Origin of the sequence: Variovorax ginsengisoli, assembly GCF_030811835.1 — a bacterium.
GTDB lineage: Bacteria > Pseudomonadota > Gammaproteobacteria > Burkholderiales > Burkholderiaceae_C > Variovorax > Variovorax ginsengisoli_C.
Genome location: NZ_JAUSRO010000018.1, coordinates 20,012 through 38,204, shown reverse-complemented (window position 1 = coordinate 38,204; position 18,193 = coordinate 20,012). Strand labels below are relative to the sequence as shown.

16 protein-coding genes are annotated in these 18,193 nt (G+C 58.4%); 10 read left to right on the top strand and 6 right to left on the bottom strand.

The genetic code is table 11. The features are described from left to right. The first annotated feature begins 15 nt into the window (after positions 1–15). The 6 genes from J2W36_RS23180 (at position 16) to J2W36_RS23155 (ending at position 6,839) form a co-directional block, all read left to right on the top strand. Positions 16–741, top strand: a complete 726-nt coding sequence (locus tag J2W36_RS23180) for a VirB8 family type IV secretion system protein (RefSeq protein ID WP_307692140.1) — start codon at positions 16–18, stop codon at positions 739–741. Next, on the top strand, positions 738–1,547 hold the full coding sequence (locus J2W36_RS23175) for a TrbG/VirB9 family P-type conjugative transfer protein (RefSeq protein ID WP_307692139.1): 810 nt from the start codon (positions 738–740) through the stop codon (positions 1,545–1,547). Before J2W36_RS23180 ends, J2W36_RS23175 begins: the two co-directional genes overlap by 4 nt. Continuing rightward, positions 1,544–2,830: a type IV secretion system protein VirB10 gene (gene virB10, locus J2W36_RS23170; RefSeq protein WP_307692138.1), complete on the top strand. Its 1,287-nt coding sequence runs from the start codon at positions 1,544–1,546 to the stop codon at positions 2,828–2,830. The genes J2W36_RS23175 and virB10 overlap by 4 nt, the downstream gene beginning before the upstream one ends. Continuing rightward, positions 2,827–3,861 carry a P-type DNA transfer ATPase VirB11 gene (gene virB11, locus J2W36_RS23165; RefSeq protein WP_307692137.1) on the top strand — a complete coding sequence of 345 codons (1,035 nt, stop codon included), beginning with the start codon at positions 2,827–2,829 and terminating at the stop codon, positions 3,859–3,861. Before virB10 ends, virB11 begins: the two co-directional genes overlap by 4 nt. Beyond that, the gene (locus J2W36_RS23160; RefSeq protein WP_307692136.1) at positions 3,858–5,798 is read left to right on the top strand and encodes a type IV secretory system conjugative DNA transfer family protein; all 1,941 of its coding nucleotides are present in this window, start codon (positions 3,858–3,860) and stop codon (positions 5,796–5,798) included. Before virB11 ends, J2W36_RS23160 begins: the two co-directional genes overlap by 4 nt. Before the next feature lie 105 nt (positions 5,799–5,903). Then, the gene (locus tag J2W36_RS23155; RefSeq protein ID WP_307692135.1) at positions 5,904–6,839 is read left to right on the top strand and encodes a KfrB domain-containing protein; all 936 of its coding nucleotides are present in this window, start codon (positions 5,904–5,906) and stop codon (positions 6,837–6,839) included. 113 nt (positions 6,840–6,952) lie between these two features. Here J2W36_RS23155 and J2W36_RS23150 read toward each other — a convergent pair whose 3' ends face one another. The 4 genes from J2W36_RS23150 to J2W36_RS23135 all read right to left on the bottom strand — a co-directional run bounded on the left by J2W36_RS23150 (position 6,953) and on the right by J2W36_RS23135 (position 10,219). Next, complete coding sequence (locus J2W36_RS23150; protein WP_307692134.1) at positions 6,953–7,483, bottom strand: PH domain-containing protein; 531 nt, start codon at positions 7,481–7,483, stop codon at positions 6,953–6,955. A gap of 150 nt (positions 7,484–7,633) precedes the next feature. Next, positions 7,634–8,191 carry a LysR substrate-binding domain-containing protein gene (locus tag J2W36_RS23145; RefSeq protein ID WP_307692133.1) on the bottom strand — a complete coding sequence of 186 codons (558 nt, stop codon included), beginning with the start codon at positions 8,189–8,191 and terminating at the stop codon, positions 7,634–7,636. A 1,172-nt stretch (positions 8,192–9,363) separates the two neighbouring features. Next, positions 9,364–9,732 (bottom strand): hypothetical protein, encoded by a 369-nt coding sequence (locus J2W36_RS23140; RefSeq protein ID WP_307692132.1) that lies wholly within the window; start codon positions 9,730–9,732, stop codon positions 9,364–9,366. Between the two features lie 256 nt (positions 9,733–9,988). After that, positions 9,989–10,219, bottom strand: a complete 231-nt coding sequence (locus J2W36_RS23135; RefSeq protein ID WP_307692131.1) for a hypothetical protein — start codon at positions 10,217–10,219, stop codon at positions 9,989–9,991. 124 nt (positions 10,220–10,343) lie between these two features. Between J2W36_RS23135 and J2W36_RS23130 the strand changes: the two genes are divergently transcribed. After that, complete coding sequence (locus tag J2W36_RS23130) at positions 10,344–10,955, top strand: hypothetical protein (RefSeq protein WP_307692130.1); 612 nt, start codon at positions 10,344–10,346, stop codon at positions 10,953–10,955. After that, positions 10,948–11,892: a nucleotidyl transferase AbiEii/AbiGii toxin family protein gene (locus tag J2W36_RS23125; protein WP_307692129.1), complete on the top strand. Its 945-nt coding sequence runs from the start codon at positions 10,948–10,950 to the stop codon at positions 11,890–11,892. The genes J2W36_RS23130 and J2W36_RS23125 overlap by 8 nt, the downstream gene beginning before the upstream one ends. 61 nt (positions 11,893–11,953) lie before the next feature. Here J2W36_RS23125 and J2W36_RS23120 read toward each other — a convergent pair whose 3' ends face one another. Next, a complete protein-coding gene (locus J2W36_RS23120) occupies positions 11,954–13,303 on the bottom strand; it encodes a replication initiation protein (RefSeq protein ID WP_307692128.1) in 1,350 nt (449 codons plus the stop codon). A gap of 641 nt (positions 13,304–13,944) precedes the next feature. Here J2W36_RS23120 and J2W36_RS23115 point away from each other — a divergent pair. Further along, positions 13,945–15,153 carry a ParA family protein gene (locus tag J2W36_RS23115; RefSeq protein ID WP_307692127.1) on the top strand — a complete coding sequence of 403 codons (1,209 nt, stop codon included), beginning with the start codon at positions 13,945–13,947 and terminating at the stop codon, positions 15,151–15,153. A gap of 3 nt (positions 15,154–15,156) precedes the next feature. Further along, positions 15,157–16,149, top strand: coding sequence for a ParB/RepB/Spo0J family partition protein (locus J2W36_RS23110; RefSeq protein ID WP_307692126.1), 993 nt, complete (start codon positions 15,157–15,159; stop codon positions 16,147–16,149). Between the two features lie 300 nt (positions 16,150–16,449). Here the strand turns inward: J2W36_RS23110 and J2W36_RS23105 are convergent, their stop codons facing one another. Then, positions 16,450–18,153: a tyrosine-type recombinase/integrase gene (locus tag J2W36_RS23105; RefSeq protein ID WP_307692125.1), complete on the bottom strand. Its 1,704-nt coding sequence runs from the start codon at positions 18,151–18,153 to the stop codon at positions 16,450–16,452. Between the last annotated feature and the right edge of the window lie 40 nt (positions 18,154–18,193).

The window sequence follows — 18,193 nt, the reverse complement described above, 5'->3', positions numbered from 1 at the left end:
CGAGGGAGTAGCTCAATGTTCCGCAAGTCCAAGGCATCAAGTCCACCGGATGCCCCTCGATCAAAAGACGCAAGGCGGTTATCGGACCTCAGCTGGGAGGCGAGCATCGTTCTCAACGAGAGAAAGTCGCGCGTGGTTGCTTGGCGCGTGGCGTCTGGTCTGGGTATCGTGTGCCTCGCACAAGCACTAGCTCTCGCGATGGTCGTGCCACTGCACAGCGTCGTTCCGTACATCGTGATGGTGGACAAACTCACTGGCGAAGGCCAAGTGGTTGCGACGGCCCAGGAGTACGTCGCGAACAGCGCGCTCACTGACAAGCATTGGATCAACAATTTTCTGATTTCTCGTGAGCGCTATGTCTACAAGTTCATCCAACACGACTACGACACGGTTCGACGTCTGGCTGGCAACCAGCCTTGGGCAAGCTACTCGGCTCAGTTCGAAGGAGCGGACTCGACGGACAAGCGGTTCAAAGACGATGTTGAGATTCTTCCCACGGTCCTGAGCATCACCCTGGACGGCAACGGCACTGCAACCGTCCGCTACGAGCTGCGTACACGCGACTATCGAAGCAGCACGCCGCCGGTTGTGACCCGCCGCGTAGCAACCCTTCGCTACGAGTACGCTGTTCGCAACCTGACCCTCGAAAAAGAGGCAATTGCAAACCCGCTGGGCTTCACAGTGACGGCATATCAGACTGATGCCGAAATGGGCGGAGACGCTAAGGCGGAACGTCGATGAAGACGCTCCACGCACTGACTCTATGCACCGCCCTCGCAACATCGGGCGCATTCGCGCAGGCATACAGCGCTAGCTACGACGACATCACGCGCGTGCGTCGTGTTGAATACAAGGACAATCTGGTCCTGCGGGCTGTCGGCTACCCCGACCACCCCATCATGCTTGAGCTCGATCCAACTGAACCCATTGCAGATGCCGCCGGCGGGAAGATCGCCAAGTGGGAGATTTCGAAGCTAGGCTCTCGATTCTTCGCGCGGCCGCTCGACGGTGCGCGAGATGCGACTGTGCTGATTGTCACGAAGTCGCGCTCCTATGTTCTCGATCTGGTACCTGGTAGCGCCAAGGGTGCACCGGCCGATTTCGTTTCCAAGATCGTCATGACGTATCCGGTTGAGAAGACACCGGATCTAGCGTTGGAAGCGCAAGTGATGAAGGACGCTGCGACCCCTCTTTCGGAGGCCCTCAAGGGCGTGCGAAACGAGCAGTATTCCATGGAAGTTGTCAGCGAAACGGTCGACATCAAGCCGCGCGAGGTGTTCGACGATGGTCGATTCACCTACTTCAAGTTTCCACAAAATCTGCCAATCCCGGCGATCTTCAAAAGCACGCCTGGTTCAAATGACGAATGGCTCACTAACAGCCATCGCGACAATGACTACGTCGTAGTTCATGGAGTCGGGGCCGCCTGGAACCTGCGCCTCTCCGGCTCTGTAGTCGGCATCTTCAACGATGCGTTCGATGCAACTGGCAACGCTTCGGTGAATGGCACGACGATCAGAGGGCTCCAGCAGGAGCTTCGCAGATGAGCATGCCTTACGAATCACAGGAGCCACAAGCCTATGAGGCTCAGCCTGTACCCGACAGCCCCATAGAGGCAACGCAGCCGTTTCGTGCCGAAGTCAGAAAGCGCAAGCACACCCGGCAGGTGGTGGGAGGTCTGATCCTTGCTCTGGGCCTGATTGGCATCTTGGCACTTGCGGCCGTCATGGTGAAGCAGTATCGGGCCGAGTTCGCGCAGAACCAAGCAGCCAAGGAAAAAGACGCAAGCCGGGAAGTCACGGTGACGCGGAAATCCCGGGACTTCAATGCACAGGATCCGGCGGAAGCACCGGTTGCGGAAACACCCGCCGCACCCGTTGGAAACACAGCACTTCCATCGCGATTCAATTCGCAGCAAGGCGGCCCGCTTCCGAACAGCATGACACTGCCCAACAACCCGGCGCCGCTGCCCTCCTCATACCCTTCGCAGCAGGGGCTGCCTTCTGGAACCGTGCCCGTCGATGCACCGCGCCGCGTTGAAGCTGCGCCCTCGATGATGATGGGCGGTCCTGCCGATGCAGAGGACGCTGCAGCGAAGGCTGAGGCAATGATCGCCAAGAGTTCGGCTCTCACAGTCGAGCGGACTGTACAGGCGATGTCCAAGACGAAGAGCAACGGTAAGCCTGTCAGCGCTTCCGACCAGGCCTCAGCCGCGCAGCTCGGCGATCGCTCATTCCTGCTGGCACGTGGCAGCTGGATCCCTTGCGTACTTGAGACGCAACTGAATTCTTCGGTACCTGGCAATACGAGCTGCGTGGTGCCCGAGGACGTGTATTCGGACGATGGGAAAGCGCTGCTGGTCGAAAAAGGTTCGCGCGTACAAGGTTCGTACGGAAACAGCCTTAAGGTCGGCGATCAACGCATCGCCGTCCAGTGGGCGCGCATCAAGACGACCCGCGGCATCGTCGTTGACGTTGATTCGCCTGCAACCGATGGCGTCGGCACCGCCGGCGCGGGAGGTTATGTCGACAACCATTGGATGGACCGGATCGGTGCTGCAGTGCTGCTCTCGCTCGTCGACGACGCCTTAGCGTACACGGTCGCTGACGCTCAGAACAAGCAGTCTTCCAATGCACAGGGGTCACAGGGAACCAACGTTTTTCTACCCAACAGTTCGATTGGGTCGACGCGGCGCTTGTCCGAGAAGATCCTCGACTCGACGATCAACATTGCCCCGACGCTGTACAAAAACCGGGGCGATCGAGTCATGATTTTCGTCAACCGCGACCTTTGGTTCGACAGCACATACCGTCTGGTGAAGACACCATGAACTCTATGCATGAAGAACCGGTGGTCGGCCTCGGTCGCGACACCGTAGTTCAGAGTTTCCTGGCGCCGTTCAAGGAACTGATCGACGACGACGACATCACTGAGATTGCCGTCAACAAGCCTGGCACCGTCTGGTATGAGAGTCGTTCGAGCTGGTCGAGCACGGCGCATAAAGTCACCGACGAGAAGATCCAACAGTTGGGAAACGCCGTTGCGGTTTTTTCATCCCAGAAATGGGATAAGGGTCACCCACTGCTCAGCGCGGCGCTGCCTGGCGGCGCACGGATCCAGTTTGTCAGAGACCCGGCCGTTGAACACGGCAACACGTCGTTCACGATGCGCAAGCCAATCAAGCTTGCCCGAAGCCTTGACGACTTTTCTGCGGCTGGGCTTTTCAGAGAAATTCGACCGATGCAGGCAAGCCTAATGCCTCACGAGCAGGAGCTGAAAGACCTTCTCGCCGCTCGCAATTACGAGCAGTTCCTGCGTCGCGCTGTGACCGCACGGATGAATATTGTCGTAGCCGGCGCCACCGGCTCAGGCAAGACAACCTTCATGAAAGGCTTGGTGCAAGAAATTCCCCGGAGCGAACGCCTCATCACCATTGAAGACGTACGCGAGCTGTTCGTGCCGCACGAGAACACGGTGCACCTCTTGTACAGCAAAGGAGGGCAGTCGTCGGCGAAGACTGCGCCGAAGGACCTTCTGGAAAGCTGTCTTCGCATGAAGCCCGACCGAATCTTGCTCGCCGAGGTCCGAGGCGATGAATGCCTCTACTTCGTGCGCAACGCGGCATCTGGCCACCCTGGGAGCATGACGAGCTGTCACGCCGGCTCTCCAGCACTCGCATTTGAACAAATGGCCATCATGATTCAAGACTCACCAGGCGGGTCCAACCTCACGTTCGACGTCATCAGAAGACTGTTGACCCTGACGATCGACATCATCATCCAGTTCCAGAACGTGGCCGGAAGGCGCTTCATCAGCGAGATCTACTACGCTCCCGAAAAAAAGCTCGAGGCGGTCACATGAGCAAAGGAAAAGTCCTCGGCCTTGTAGTGCTCGGCTTCATCAGCCTGGTCACGTGCTTGGCGGCCGCAAACTACTTGGCCGGTGTGATCCTTTTTCTCTCGTTCAAAGAAGATCCGTCGATGGCCGATTTCTCGACGTTGCACCAGGCTTGGTCAACGGCGAGCTCGCAGTATGAGAACACGAAAGTCAAAGCCAGCACCGGTGTTGCGCTACTGATTTGCTTAGGCATCCCCGGTTTGATTTTTCACGGCATGATGCGCGGGAAGCGCTTCGCGTTGCACGGCAAGGCCCGTTTCGCGAACGCGACCGATATTGCCAAGGAGCAGCTTGACGGTCCGACCGGAATCATCCTCGGCAAGCACGATGATGGGCGGCTGTTGCGTCTTCCAGGCTACGAATTCACACTGGTGGCAGCACCCACTCGGACAGGGAAGGGGGTTTCTTTCTGCGTCCCGAACCTGCTCACATTCGAGGGCTCAGCCGTCGTGCTCGATATCAAGGGCGAGAACTACAACCTGACCAGCCAGTTCCGGGCCCAGTACCTCGGAAATAGCGTCTTCTACTTCAACCCATTTTCCGAGACCACCTGCCGTTGGAATCCGTTGTCGTATGTCTCGAAGGATCCGAATTTCAGGGTGAATGACTTGATGGCTCTCGCGGTAATCATCTACCCGACCAATCCGAAGGATCCTTTCTGGCCCAACTCGGCGCGCAACGTCTTCATCGGCTTGGCACTCTTGGTTCTTGAGACGCCTTCCCTACCCAAGACGCTCGGTGAGGTGCTTCGTCAAGGATCAGGAAAGGGGCAAGAAATCTCCGACTATCTGCATCACGTCATGAGTGTCCGTGCTTCGAGTGACATGCCGCTCTCAACGCCCTGTACCGATGCGCTCAATCGCTTTCTGAACAACCCCGACAACACGCTCAAGAACATACTTTCTAGCTTCGTCGCGCCGTTGTCGATGTGGGGAAGCGCAGTCATCGACAAGGCAACATCGGCCGACGACTTCGACCTGCGTGATGTTCGCAAGATGAAGATGTCGATCTACACGCACATCCCAGCAAACGAAATCGTCCAGGCCGGCTTCATCCTCAACCTCTTCTTCTCGCAGCTCATCAATGAGAACACGCGTGAGCTTCCTGAGCACAATCCGGATCTGAAGTACCAGGTTCTGATGCTGATGGACGAATGCACCGCGGCTGGAAAAATCGAAATCCTTGCGAAGGGTGTCGGCTACATGGCCGGCTACAACATGCGCCTGGCCATTGTCATTCAGGATCGTACTCAGCTCGAGTCGGTGTATGGGAAGCCCGATGCCAAGAACATCCTGTCCAACATGGGCGCAAAGGTCTTCTACACGCCCAGCGACATCGCCGATGCAAAGGAGTACTCGGCGTTGATCGGCACCGACACCGTCCAATCAAATTCGACCCAGCGCTCCAACGTCGGAGCATTCACACCTGGCAACACGTCGATGAACGAAACAGAATCCCCACACGCACGCCCCCTCATGCTGCCGCAGGAGGTTCTGGCCATGGACAAGCGGCGCGAGCTGATTGTCAGGTCCGGCATCCCCATCATCAACGCCGAGAAAATCATTTACTACGCCGACCCGTTCTTCTACGAGCGATTCACTGCGGTCCCCATGCAAGAAGTCGTCATCAATGGAGAGAAACGCGCGGTGCCGGTTCCATACAAGTTGCCTCGCAAGAACTGGCGTGTCTTCCACCAGGCGCTCGCACGATCCGACTACTACATGCAGGACGATTTCAGCGACCTCTCTCCCACCCTGATGGAGATGGAAGAAAGCTCGTTGCTCGACCAGATCAACAGCAACGCCTCGACCATGGACGAAGCGCAGCTGGATGCGCTCTGCAGTGCGCTGAGTCAGAGGAAAATTCAAGAGTTCGCAGAGCGATTCAGCCTTGGAAGCTAATTTTTAGGTTGTTGTTTAGGTTGTCTTTAGAGTAGTATTCCCTTCGTCGGCTCGCAATGAGCCGGTATCTGCCCCCAACGGGGGTGTCTATACGAAGGGAGTTTCATGATTGATTCGTCCAAGCAGCCACACGGACCGATGCTGCGCGGTGTCAGAGACGACGCCTCGGATGTACAGCCCCTCAGCACGCTTGATACGCGCGCTGAGGCAATCGCAAGCAGCACCGAAACGGCGGTGCCCGAGGCGGCCTCGGAACGCCCCATCGGCCCGTTCTCGCGCATGGAATCAGTCAGTGACGTCTTCATGCGTGCCAATGGGGCCAACGGCTTCGTTGAGGTCCAGCAAGAGGGCCAGATCATCGCTCTATCAGATCTTGCAGCAATCAATGACTGGTCAGAGCATCACGACGCCAGTCCTCTCGATCGAGAACGATTGGTAGCCCTGGGCATTCAGGCCACGCACACCCTCCACGCATCACATCAACAGGAAAAAACCATGGAAGCAGCATCGCAGAACACCCAAGCCACGGCACGACGTATCGGCGAGAACATGCCCAAGCCGGATTGGCAAATGTCGATCGATCTATTGAAGGCCCGCGCACCTGGCGAGCGCGCCTCGGTCTATATCCCGAAGGCCGGCGCCGAATACGGCGGTCAAGTTCTTCTGGTGACTGACACGCACATTGTTCAGCGTGTCGGCAAATCGACCGCGATTGCACATGACCTGAACGCGCTCGAGAACGGACGGCCGCTGTCGGACGCGATCGACGCTGGCCAGATCAAACCCGGCACGCACATGAAATTCCAGTACGGTGACGATCGCGGCACCGGTACTGCAATCCCATTCAATCAGAAGCGGTCGGAAGAGATCAAGGCTGAGATGACAGCGTGGGCGAAAGAGCACATCACGAACGCCAAGGGCAGGGAAACGTTTTTGAAGCACGTCGACGCTGCCACGAAGAACATGGCTCAGTCTGTGTCGAAAGAACGTCCCCAGGCGCCCCAGGGCGCACCGACTCGCGCACCGCAGCGTGATCGATGAGCAGCGCGTCGCTCGGGCAAATCCACCGCAAAGGTGAAAGGAAGACAAACGCCTCGCTCTCGAGCTGGGCGTGAATAAAACAAAAAAAGCCGGCTGATACCGGCTTTTTCAATTTAGTTGACTGCTGCTTCTTGCACGCCTCGAACACGCCGCGCACGCTGGACGTATTCGGTCAGCGACGCACGGAGCTTTTCCGGCTCACGCATGCCGACAAGGCGAAGCATAGGGTTTGTTGCATCGCGAGTTTCAAGGGTGATAGTGCCTATACCCGCTAGACGTTCCAAAAACGTCTGATTCAAATGCACATTCTGAACCCTGAAAACTTCAAGCGAGCCGCTGCTTCGGCCGAACACGCCATAGGCCCACACAATCCGTTGTCCATCTTCGAAACGATAGGAAAGGCAAGCGTAATCCACCCAGGAATACACACCACGAAGGAGCAGCAATATCAGGGGCAGCACGAGCACCATCCAGTGCAACGCCCATGGCAACGCGAAATAGATCGCTGACCATATAGCGCCCATGAATGCCAACTTGATGAAATTTCCGAGGTTCACAGCCTGCGAAGGCTTCACCTGCGCCAGATGCCCAGTGGTGGTGCAATCAGTCTCTGCGACGGACGGAAAGGTGACGACGGCTCGCATTTCAATACCTTTTCAGACAAGGTAGGTTGTCTATTAGATTTCATTATAGGTTGTTTTGAGTGCTTTGACAACATTTTAGGTTGTCGATAACGTTGTTTGTTGTGTTGATATTCGTATTTGAATACCGCAGATTTGGCAGATTCGCAGAGCCTATGCAACGCAGCCCATCCCGCCCCACCCCGTGTTGCCGCAGGCTGAAATCTGCCTTTGTTCGCTGGCAAAGAAGCGGCTTTCAGAGGCGGATGCCCCTGCGCAGCTCTGAAGACTTGTCGCGTAGTCGGGCATCTGTTGCCGCAAGACCTCGATGGACGCTCGAAGCCCCGCCGGTACGAGGCGGCTGCCTGGGTAGTACAGAAAGAGGCCCGGGATGGACGGGTACCAGTCGGTCAGCGCGTCCACGAGCCGCCCGTCGTCCAGCCATACTTGCGCTTCGCGAACGGGCACGTAGGTAATGCCCAGTCCGTCGGCGGCTGCTTCGACCATCAAGCCCGGGTGATCGAGCGTCAGTGAACCCAGCACGCCGACGACCATCGACCGCCCCGGTGCTCGAATGCCCAGCGGTACAGGTTGCCACTGGGCATGCGCACGCGAATGCGGTCGTGACTGCGCAAATCGTCGGGCACCTTGGAGGGGGATCCACATGTGGTGCAAGATCTGAGCGATTCCGCGCACGTCGTTGCGGTCGGTCTTGTAGTGCATGGCATCCATGCGTGTCCTTGGCGCGTCAAACCTCCAGGCTGATGACCTGGAAGCCTGCGGCTTGCAAACCATAGGCAAGGTATTGGCTCAGCGCGCAGGCCTCGAAGCCGACGGACTTCAGCTACGGACGGAAAGCGCGCGGTATGGACGCCCCGCACAAGTGTGTCCGTCAGAGGGAAGGCGCTGCGTCATGCACCCTGCAAAACCCGTTTTTTCCGGGACGCCGGTCTTAAATTCCCGCATAGATTTCGGCCGCCTATTTCGCCCGAGCGGCGGGCTTCTGCGCTGCGTTGCCCGCTCTTTTTACCGCCGCCGCAGAGTCCTGTCAGTAGTTCCTAAACAGCTTCCCGTCGCAGATTCGGCAAGCTGATGTAAGAAAGCGTTGCAATCTAGCCGCCTAAACCTGTCTTCGTGATACTTCCATGGAGCGCAGTACGCGATTGAGATTGGTCGCGCCAGCGCCGAGGAGCACTACTGTGATCAGTTTTTTCCGATGTAGCTGTTCAGTCGGGCGGCTACGCCGAATCGCACGTTCGCCATGGATGAGGTTTCTCTTTCAAGGACGGTCACTCTATAGGTGCTCATCCTGTGGACGCAAACAGCTTGTACCGGAAAAAGATGTGAAACAGGCCATGACCAAAGCCCAGTGACACGACCGGAATAAAAAGGCCGGCATCTCGCACCCGCAAGCGCATCACCGGCGCGAATCTTCATTCGGAGCTGCGAGCGTCAGCGGCCGAGCCGCCCTGTGTTGCCCGCCTGCGTGGCGGCGCGGCAGGCGCGGTAGGGTGTGCCCTGCTCGATATTGGCCCAGCAACCTACCCATGGAATCGTCAGCAAGGTGCGTCGCTCGGGCGTCGAACTGCTCGACGAAGCACGCCAGCCAGTACCAACTGACACTGCGATGGTGCCCGATCGCATCACCCGGTAGTGAATACGCCCGAGCTGGCCCTGTGCGTCCCGCGCTCGACCCGCGCAGGCACGCAGTCGACATCAACCCAAAAGGTGTTCCTACTCAATGCCGGCTGATGAAGGCACCGTGTCACCGCGTTGGCGAACCGTGCACCTGGCGCTTCCCCAGAGCGAGGCAGCCGACAATGACGACGGCTGCCCACCGCCTAAACGCGGGGGCTACGGGCCCGAGATCGAGAACTCAGCGCTATGAGCAAACTGCCAAAGCCTCAGCCCTTACGTCTTTGCCGTGTCAGCCAGCCTTCGAGCGGCATTCCTCCATTGACCACCTTTCGCCTGACCTCGTCGCGTGGTTGCTCCTGCGCCCACCGCCGAGAAGCGTCGGAGAGGGAATTCTCAGACATGATGATCTTGAGACCCGAGCGAGTGCGGAGATCGCGCGTTATCTCGGACCGCACGGAGGCGATCAGATGCTCCAAGCCTGCGTTGAACGGTAACGCGTTCATTGAACGGTACGCCACCTTGAGCGAGCACTTTGTTTGTGAGCGCAGCCATAGCGCCAACTTGCGCGCGGAGAACCCACCCTCACGGGGGTCAGCCCTCCACGCAGCAAAACGGCGCTCATCAATGTCATCCATCTTGGCTCCTGATTTTGATTTCTTCCGGCCTCGCCGGGACGCACAAATATGCGCGATCGGCCAGTATTGCGATCGATTCTTACTAGCAAATGTCAGGCCAATTTCGCGGTGCTCCACCCTGAAGGGAGGCCTGACCATGCTCACCCCAGCCGAAGCCGCCGCTTTTTTATGGGTCTCTCCCGCGGGCCAGATGGATACAAGTTTGGTCGCACTTGACTCGCTGGTGCAACGGCTGCGGCAGGCAGCCTGCCGAATCCTAACTTTCAACCGGTTCCGCAGCCCATTCCGGCCCGTGTGTGGCCACCGCATAGGCTTCGATCATCTTGCTCAGCAGCAAGCCATTCTTGGGCCAGTCCTGGCTGAAAATCGCCCGTGCAACGGACGGCTGCATGAGACCTGCTGCTTTCAGCAAATCCGATGCCGCCAGCGCGTACGGTTGCCGCTCTTCCTTGGGATGTTGGACGGTGTTGATTTGCGCCGATGACATCGGCGCGATCTGTACGCGCAAAGCGAGCCGCGCTGGAGTGTCTGGAGTGAGGGGAGGGAGAGCACGTCAGCACACGGGGTGATTTCAGTCGTAAAATGCATGGAATTTCAATGAAAATCCAGTCATGACTGCCGCAGTCTCATCTCCAGCCACCTCGTTGCGAGGCGCCGTCGCGCATCTTGCCGATGAGCTGCGGGCCGGCCGTGTCTATCGACGTGAAGATCTCGCGCGCCTGTCCACCGCCGTGGATCGGCATCTGCGTGAGCTAGTGGCGACTGGGAAGCTGAAGAAGCTCGCCCAAGGCCTGTACTACGCACCTAAGCATTCCAGCTTTGGTCCTCTGCCTCCTGCTGATGAGCAAGTGGTTGGTGGGTTCCTGAAAGACAAGGACTTCCTGGTGTTCTCTCCCTCGGCCTACAACGCTGTGGGCCTGGGAACGACCCAGCTCTACAACCGTACGGTGGTCTACAACCACAAGCGCCATGGCGTTTTCAAGCTGGGCAACCGGCAGTTCGATTTCCGGGTGAAGCCGCGCTTTCCCAAGAGGCTGACGCCCGAGTTCCTCTATGTGGACCTGCTCAACAATCTGGACGAGTTGGCGGAAGATCGTGATGCGGTTTTGCGCCAAGCGTGCAGCAAGCGGTCCTCGTTCGACCCCGTCCGTTTGCAGCAGGCGGTAGCCAGCTTTGGCAACCTGGCCACGCGCAAGCGCCTGCAGGAGTGGTCGGGTGGCTGATTTTTTGCATGAGCGTCGGGATTTCGACCAACTGCTCTCGGTCGTGGCTGATGAGCGCGGCCTCGATCCCATGCTGGTCGAGAAAGACTACTGGATCATGCATTGCCTCTGGGGTTTGCAGGCCCAGGGCTTCCAGTTTGAGCTGAAGGGCGGCACGTCCTTGTCGAAGGGGTTCGGCGTCATCCACCGCTTCTCCGAAGACATCGATATCCGCATCGAGCCGCCCCATGGCATGGACGTGAAGACCGGCCGCAACCAGGACAAGCCGACGCACGTTGAATCGCGGCGTGCGTACTACAACGAGCTGGCCGCGCGCATCTCCATTCCGGGCATCGACAGCGTAGAGCGCGACACGCAGTTCGACGACGACAAGATGCGCAGTGCAGGCATTCGCCTGGTCTACACGCCTTGCACCGCGGCGCTTGCTGGGGTCAAGGACGGCATTCTGCTGGAACTGGGGTTCGACGACACGGCGCCGAATCGTCCGGTCACGATCTCGTCCTGGGCCCTGGATGCGGCCATGGCCCGAGGGGTGAAGGTGGTCGACAACCGGGCAACGGCCGTGCCCTGCTATGCCCCGACGCACACCTTCGTGGAAAAGCTGCAGACCCTCTCCACCAAGTACCGCAGGTTGGGCGAGATGCAGGTGTTCCCGGCCAACTTCCTTCGTCACTACTACGACGTCTATTGCCTCCTGGGGCTGCAAGAGGTGCAGGACTTCCTGCGCGCGCCCGCCTATCAAGAGCGTAAAGCGCAAAGGTTTCGTACCAGGGATGAGCAGGTCATTGCCCGGAACCAGGCGTTCGTCCTGGGCGATCCTGGTCAGCGCCAGCGATTCGCTCAGGAGTACCGCAAGACCGCTGCGCTCTACTACCAGGGGCAGCCGGATTTCGAGGCGCTGCTCACTCGCATTCACCAGCACATTGCCGCAATGTGAGCCCAATCGCTCAGCAGGCAGCTGTCCGGAGCGGCATGCTGGTTGCTTAGCGTACCCGACCCTAACTTTCAACCGGTTCAGCAGCCCAGTCCGGCCCGTGCGTGGCCACCGCATAGGCTTCGATCATCTTGCTCAGCAGCAAGCCATTCTTGAGCCAGTCCTGGCTGAAAATCGCCCGTGCAACGGACGGCTGCATGAGACCTGCTGCCTTGAGCAAATCCGATGCCGCCAGCGCGTACGGTTGCTGCTCTTCCTTGCTGAGCTTTGTAAAGTCTGCCTTAATCTCTGCACGCCTTCGATCTTTGTACGAGATTGGTGCGACCGGGGGTGTAACGACGGCAAGACGCTCGACAGGCCCTGGTGTCTCAACCGATGGCGGCACTGGTATGTCTATGGCGACGTATTTTTGCGTCTCCGCGATCACGGTGTTGAGGTACGAAAGTTTCGAGCCGATCGGCTCAAGATCCTCACGAGCCATCCGGCTCTCGAGCTTCAGTAGTGCAATCTTCAGCGGCCCCTCACCAATACCGACCCTGAGGAGCTTGGAGATATCTTGCAGTGCGATGCCGCACTTGAGAGACAATTCCGCGATCGATGTGGACACCACTGGGGTGGTGTCGCCCTGCGACTCCGCCTTCCGCCTGACTCGGAACTGCACAAACGCAATTTTTTTGCCTTCGCGCTCTTCAATCAATTCGATCTCAAGATCTGTGAGTTGGCTGATCTCGGCGATTGCATCTTTGAGCTTGTCGTCCTTGAACTTCACCCAAGGCCTGTACTTTGGCGCCTGCGTAATCGGATCGATGGCGGGTTGTTTGTTTGTAAGCGCCCGCACCCACCACAATGGTTCCGATTTATTGGTGAGGCCATCGAAGTTCGAACGATAGCGCGTGCAAATTTCGTAAAGTGCCACGGCTTCGTAGGAGCCGAGCTTTGCGATTTGCCTGATGTTCACTTGCGCGTAGAGCTCAGGATGCTTGAGTGCGTTGTAGAGCGGTGCCGGAAGTCCCCATTTTGCGACAAGGTGCGAATTCGTTGAGCTTCCTGGATTGCCCTCTTTATCAACGTACTCAAGGCGGGCCGCGCTGAGCAGATGCGAGATGTCCCACACGATGCCGCTTTTCTTCGAGTCCGGGGCTTCCCATTCGATGGTCGTCTGCATCATCTCGCGAAAGTACGTCTTGCCGAGCGCACGCAGGTTTGAAGAACCTTGCTGGATCGGCTCCAAGAGGTCGCTCAACCGGGCGCTGTACATGTGACCACCAAGGTCGACGGCGCCGTTCTTGCTGAGTTCGGCGATCTGCTGCTGACTCGTCTGCAGGATGACATTGAAGAGCTTACGGGCCGTCGTCGTGAGCTTTCCGATTTTGGGAATCATCACTAGCGACTGAACGGGCTTCTTCAGCAGCATCGGATCTGTCGACTTCATCTCCAGCACCTTCTCGAATGTTCCAGAAATTCTACGCGATTTTTGGACGATAGAGCCGTGGACGTGGCAGCTTCGGACTGCGGGGTATAGAAAGCTGGATGATCGGCCTTCCGGTGTTCACGTTGGAAAGATCGAGAGCTTTCTCGAAGTAGCGGTCGCGCCTCGCGCTCGCTTATCAGCCGCTCCATGGACCCTCTCCCACCCACCGTGATCGTGCTCGGAGGTCTGTGGATAACTCACTGCCGCCGGCGATAAATAGCTGGATGTTTGTGGGTAGGAACTTGGATGATTAGGGATAGAAAGCCGGATGTTCAGGGATAGAACCCTGGATACTATGTAATCCTAAGCTGTTGATTTTATTATAAAAAATGAGACGATTCTTCCCACAAACTGTATTTAAGACTTCTCTTAAGACTTAGTCTTGAAGACAGGGGGCTGATGGATAGAAAGCCGGAAAACCGAGTCCCAGGAGGACGTTTTCCGCGGCAAACGCCAGGAAACTCACGCATCGAGTGGGACAGTTTTGCTGAATCAACAGTTTGGCAAGTTTCGAGTATTCGGTCGAATTTTATGTTTCGCGAAAACACAACGATTCGCCTAAAATCGCGCAAACAGGATGTCCCATGGCCCCAAAGATCAAAGCACTTCTTCCACACATCGACATCGCAGCGCTTCAGCAAGTTGCCGAAGTGTCCTCATTGGTGATCCAGCAGGCTCGCACGTCGATGCTTGCACCCGAGTCCCGAAAGTCGCCTCCTACGTTCAACTCTGCTCGCCTGGCTGAGCTTTGCGGGCTTGAAACCACGCAAGTGCAATACCTTGCAAAAAAGGGAGAGTTGCCGTCTGGTGAGCAGCCAGGGTCCCCGCGTCGCGAGTGGACCCTGGCTGAGGCACGTACCTGGGTTCGTTCAGTAAAAGCGGAGAGCCTGCGCGATCCGTCGAAGTCGGCGGCCGCAACGATCACTGTCGCCAACTTCAAGGGTGGTGTCAGCAAGACAACGACGGCGGCAGCGCTTGCGCAGGGTCTCAGCCTGCAAGGGCATCGGGTTCTGGTTATCGATACCGATCCACAGGGCTCGTTGACAACCTTGTTCGGCGTGCTGCCTGACACGGAGGTTGAGGCTGATCAGACAATCTTGGCTCTGTGCAGCGGTGAAGAATCGTCCATTATGCCGGCCGTCAGGTCTACCTACTGGGATGGCATTGATCTGGTAGCCGCTGCGCCGGTGCTGTTTAACGCAGAATTTCTTCTGCCGGCTCGCCAAAAGGCAGAAAAGGATTTTGCGTTTTGGCGCGTGCTCGATGCCGGCCTGGAAGAGGCGCGGCGCACTTATGACGTGATCATTATCGATACGCCGCCGTCACTGAGTTACATCACGATCAACGCGCTCATTGCTGCTGATGGCATCGTCATGCCTCTGCCACCGAATGCATTGGATTTCGCATCATCAACGCAGTTCTGGACGCTCTTCACCGAAGTTTGCAGTCAACTCTTTCGGACTCGCGGCGATAACAAGAAATTCAGCTTTGTCGACATCGTTCTCTCACGAGTCGACCGCGCTGATGCCGTGAGCGTGGACGTGCGCGAATGGATTGTCGCGGCGTATGGATCAAAGGTGCTTTCGATTGAGATACCCAAGACGTCGATTGCTGCGACGGCAAGTGCGGGGTTCGGGACCGTTTATGACATGGACGCAAACAGCGCACAGGCGAAGACGCTCAAACGTGCACGCGATGCCTACGACCAACTCGTGGGTCACGTGTCAATGCAGATCGCGGCGATCTACGAAGGCGATATTGAAGCAAGCAAGGCTCTAGAAAGGAAAGGTTAAGCCATGGCAAAAGTTTTGAGCGTGCGCGAGCGCGCAAGTCTTGCAGCGAAGTCCTTCTCAGTTGCTCCCCCTGAGCCGCAAGCCCCTGCGTTGCGCCCGCCGAGTGGGGTTCGATCGGGACCGGCTCACGCAATTCAAGCGATGCACGCGGACGCCGAGACGGCACGAGAGAACGAGCAATTACGCGAAGAATTGAAGGTGTGGGAGAACGCGACACCTGCACGGAAGCTGGATCCGAAGCGTGTGAAGCCGAGCCGTTGGGCAAACCGACATGACGACAGTTTCACTACTCCTGAGTTTGAGACCCTCAAAAACGACATCGCCAGAGCTGGGGCCAACGTCCAACCTATCAAAGTGCGGCCCGTGGGGGAAAGTGGCGAAGAGTTTGAGATTGTCTATGGCCATCGTCGGCACCGCGCCTGTCTGGAGCTGGGCCTGCAAGTTTTCGCCTTGGTGGAGACGCTTTCAGAAGAGCAATTGTTCGTTGAAATGGATCGCGAGAACCGCGAACGTGCGGATCTCCGGCCTTATGAGCAAGGTGAGATGTACCGTCGTGCTCTCGATGATGGTTTGTACCCATCCCTTCGCAGGCTCGCGGATGCACTTGGCGTGGCACACAGCAATGTGTCGCGTGCACTGGCCATTGCGAGATTGCCGAGAGAAATACTCGATGCATTCCCTTCGCCGCTCGAGATTCAGTATCGTTGGTCTGAACCTTTGGGCGATGCGTTAAAGCGGGATTCGGCGGCTGTTCTTGCGTTGGCTGCGAGTCTGCGCGATGAACGTTCCGCCGGGTCGAGCCTAAGTGCTAAGGCTGTGTACGATCGGTTGATAGACGCAAGAAGCAGCACGTCGCGACGCCAAGTGATGGCGGGTGACGTTAAGGCTTTCACTGTCAAAGAGTCGAAGAATGGCGTAGCCATCGAGCTCAAAGCAGTGTCTCCTGCGAAGCTGAAAGCCATAGAGGAATTCATCGTCAAAACGCTGGCCGGCTAAGCTCGGACTTTTCGTGGCTGAAGGGGTGGTGCACCGTGCACCACCCCTTTTTTTAGCCCACGTCGACAGACCTGGAGAAGGAGGGCGTCATGAGCTTCGGAAATCATGTATCTGTGAACTATTGACGAAACAAACGCCGGTCGAGTGGCTTAGAGGGACGGATCAGCGGCAGTGGTGCACGGTGCACCACTCTTCAACTCGGAGACCCGGAGGGATAGCCGAACCCGTAACAATGGGTCTCCAGGGTCCGGAAAAGCGAAGACCGACGCGATCCTGGTCTCGATAGCAAAGTCTTGGATGCTACGAGAACGCCTTCCCAAGCTCGTCCAGCCGCCTGCGGATTGGTGCCCTGCCGTAGATCCCCGTAGTCATCTGGATACTCGCATGCCCCATCTGAGCCTGGATGACGTCCAGCGGCACCTCGCGCGCGATGGCGCGTGTGCCGAACGTGTGACGCAGCCAGTGGGTGGTCGCCCCTGCCAGCTTGGCTCGCTCCGCCATCGGCAGCGCCGAAGCGGCTACAGCCTTCCTGATCCAGCCGCGAACGTGTTCGTAGAGCGCTTGGTAACCTACGCCCGTCATGGCGTCGGCCGTACTCGAAAGCAAGGGTGCAGCGGGAGGCGCCTCTTGAATACTGGCCAGACCGCGGGTTTGCAAGTAGGCCTGCAAGGCATCGAGGGCCTGCCCTGGGATGGCAGCGATGCGGTTCTTCGAGCCCTTGCCGTGAACCTGGATCACCCAACCTTCGGGTTCGAGGCGAATGTCGCCCAGGGTGGCGCCCAGCAGCTCAGCCGACCGCAGACCCACGGACTCCACGAAACGCAGGATAAAGCGGATGCGCGCGCTGGATGCGGTCATCGGTTGGGCGTCGACGAATCGCAGCACCTCGGCCATCGCCGGCTCTGAAAACGCCTTCGTATCCAACAATTTATCCCCCCTGTCGTCACCAGTTTTCTTGTTCACCAGCTGCCAGGGGTTCGCTGCCACGTATTGTGCCGACTGTAGCCAGGTGAAGAGGGCGCCCACGGTGACGATGGCTTGGCGATGGCTCGCGTGTGAAAGCGGCCCCCTGAAAGGCGCCCAGCCGGGTCGACCTGGTGACGCGCGCTCGCGCGAAATCCAGCGAGCGGGCACGTTCTGCAGAAACGCCATATATGCCGTGCAATCGGCCACATCCATCTGCACAAGGGTCCGGTTCCGCTCGTACTGCAGCCACAGCAGGAGCCGCGTGGCCTCGCGTCGATACGCCTTGGCTGTGGCTGCAGAGCCTGCGCGGGCGTCGATCCAGGCGTGCACTGCTGCGGCGTCGTTCGGTGCATCAAGCAGCCGCCCAGCGACCATGGAGGGTGAAGGATGAGTGGAGGTCGAGGCAATGGGCTGGGGCCTGGCGGTGCCCAGCGGATCGGCAAAGAGCGAGGGTGTAGGGCTCAGCGTGAAGACGGGCCGGGAGGGACGCGGCGCCGCTGGCAGCAGCGTGCTCAGATGCTGGGCGATCCGCTCAGCCTTGGCCCGTCCCACGGCGGGCATTGTCCTAAACCACTGCCCGCCGGCGGCGATGCGCGCATTCAGGTCGCCCAAGGACACCATCCCAGCGGCCGTGAGCTTGTGGGCAGTGCGGTCGTCGAACCAGCCCGAGACCAGGTCACCGGGCTGAGGGCTCTCCGCTGCCATCGCCTCAAGGCGATGGAGCAGCGCGAGCTGCCGATCACGAAGCCGCTGGCTGCGCGCAGTTTTTCGGTCGGCGGGAAACGCCTCCTGGTAGAGCTCGAGTACCTCCGCTTCCGAGAATCCATCGAAGCGCCCGTCCGCGAACTCATCCAGGCTCGGCCGGCTCGCGCCAACCTGCTGGATGGACAGGCCAATCAGCCGCCAGGCCTCGCCCCGACGCCGGGCGATGGCCCTGACCGCGTCGACGGTCTGTCGGTGCGCGGCACGTGCTTCGTTGCCGTGCTCGATGCCCAGGTAGCGTGTTGCACAGGACACCAAGTCCAGACCCTCGGCCACGCCGCGAAGGTGGGCGAAATGGTGGGCCCCAAGGCGTCGA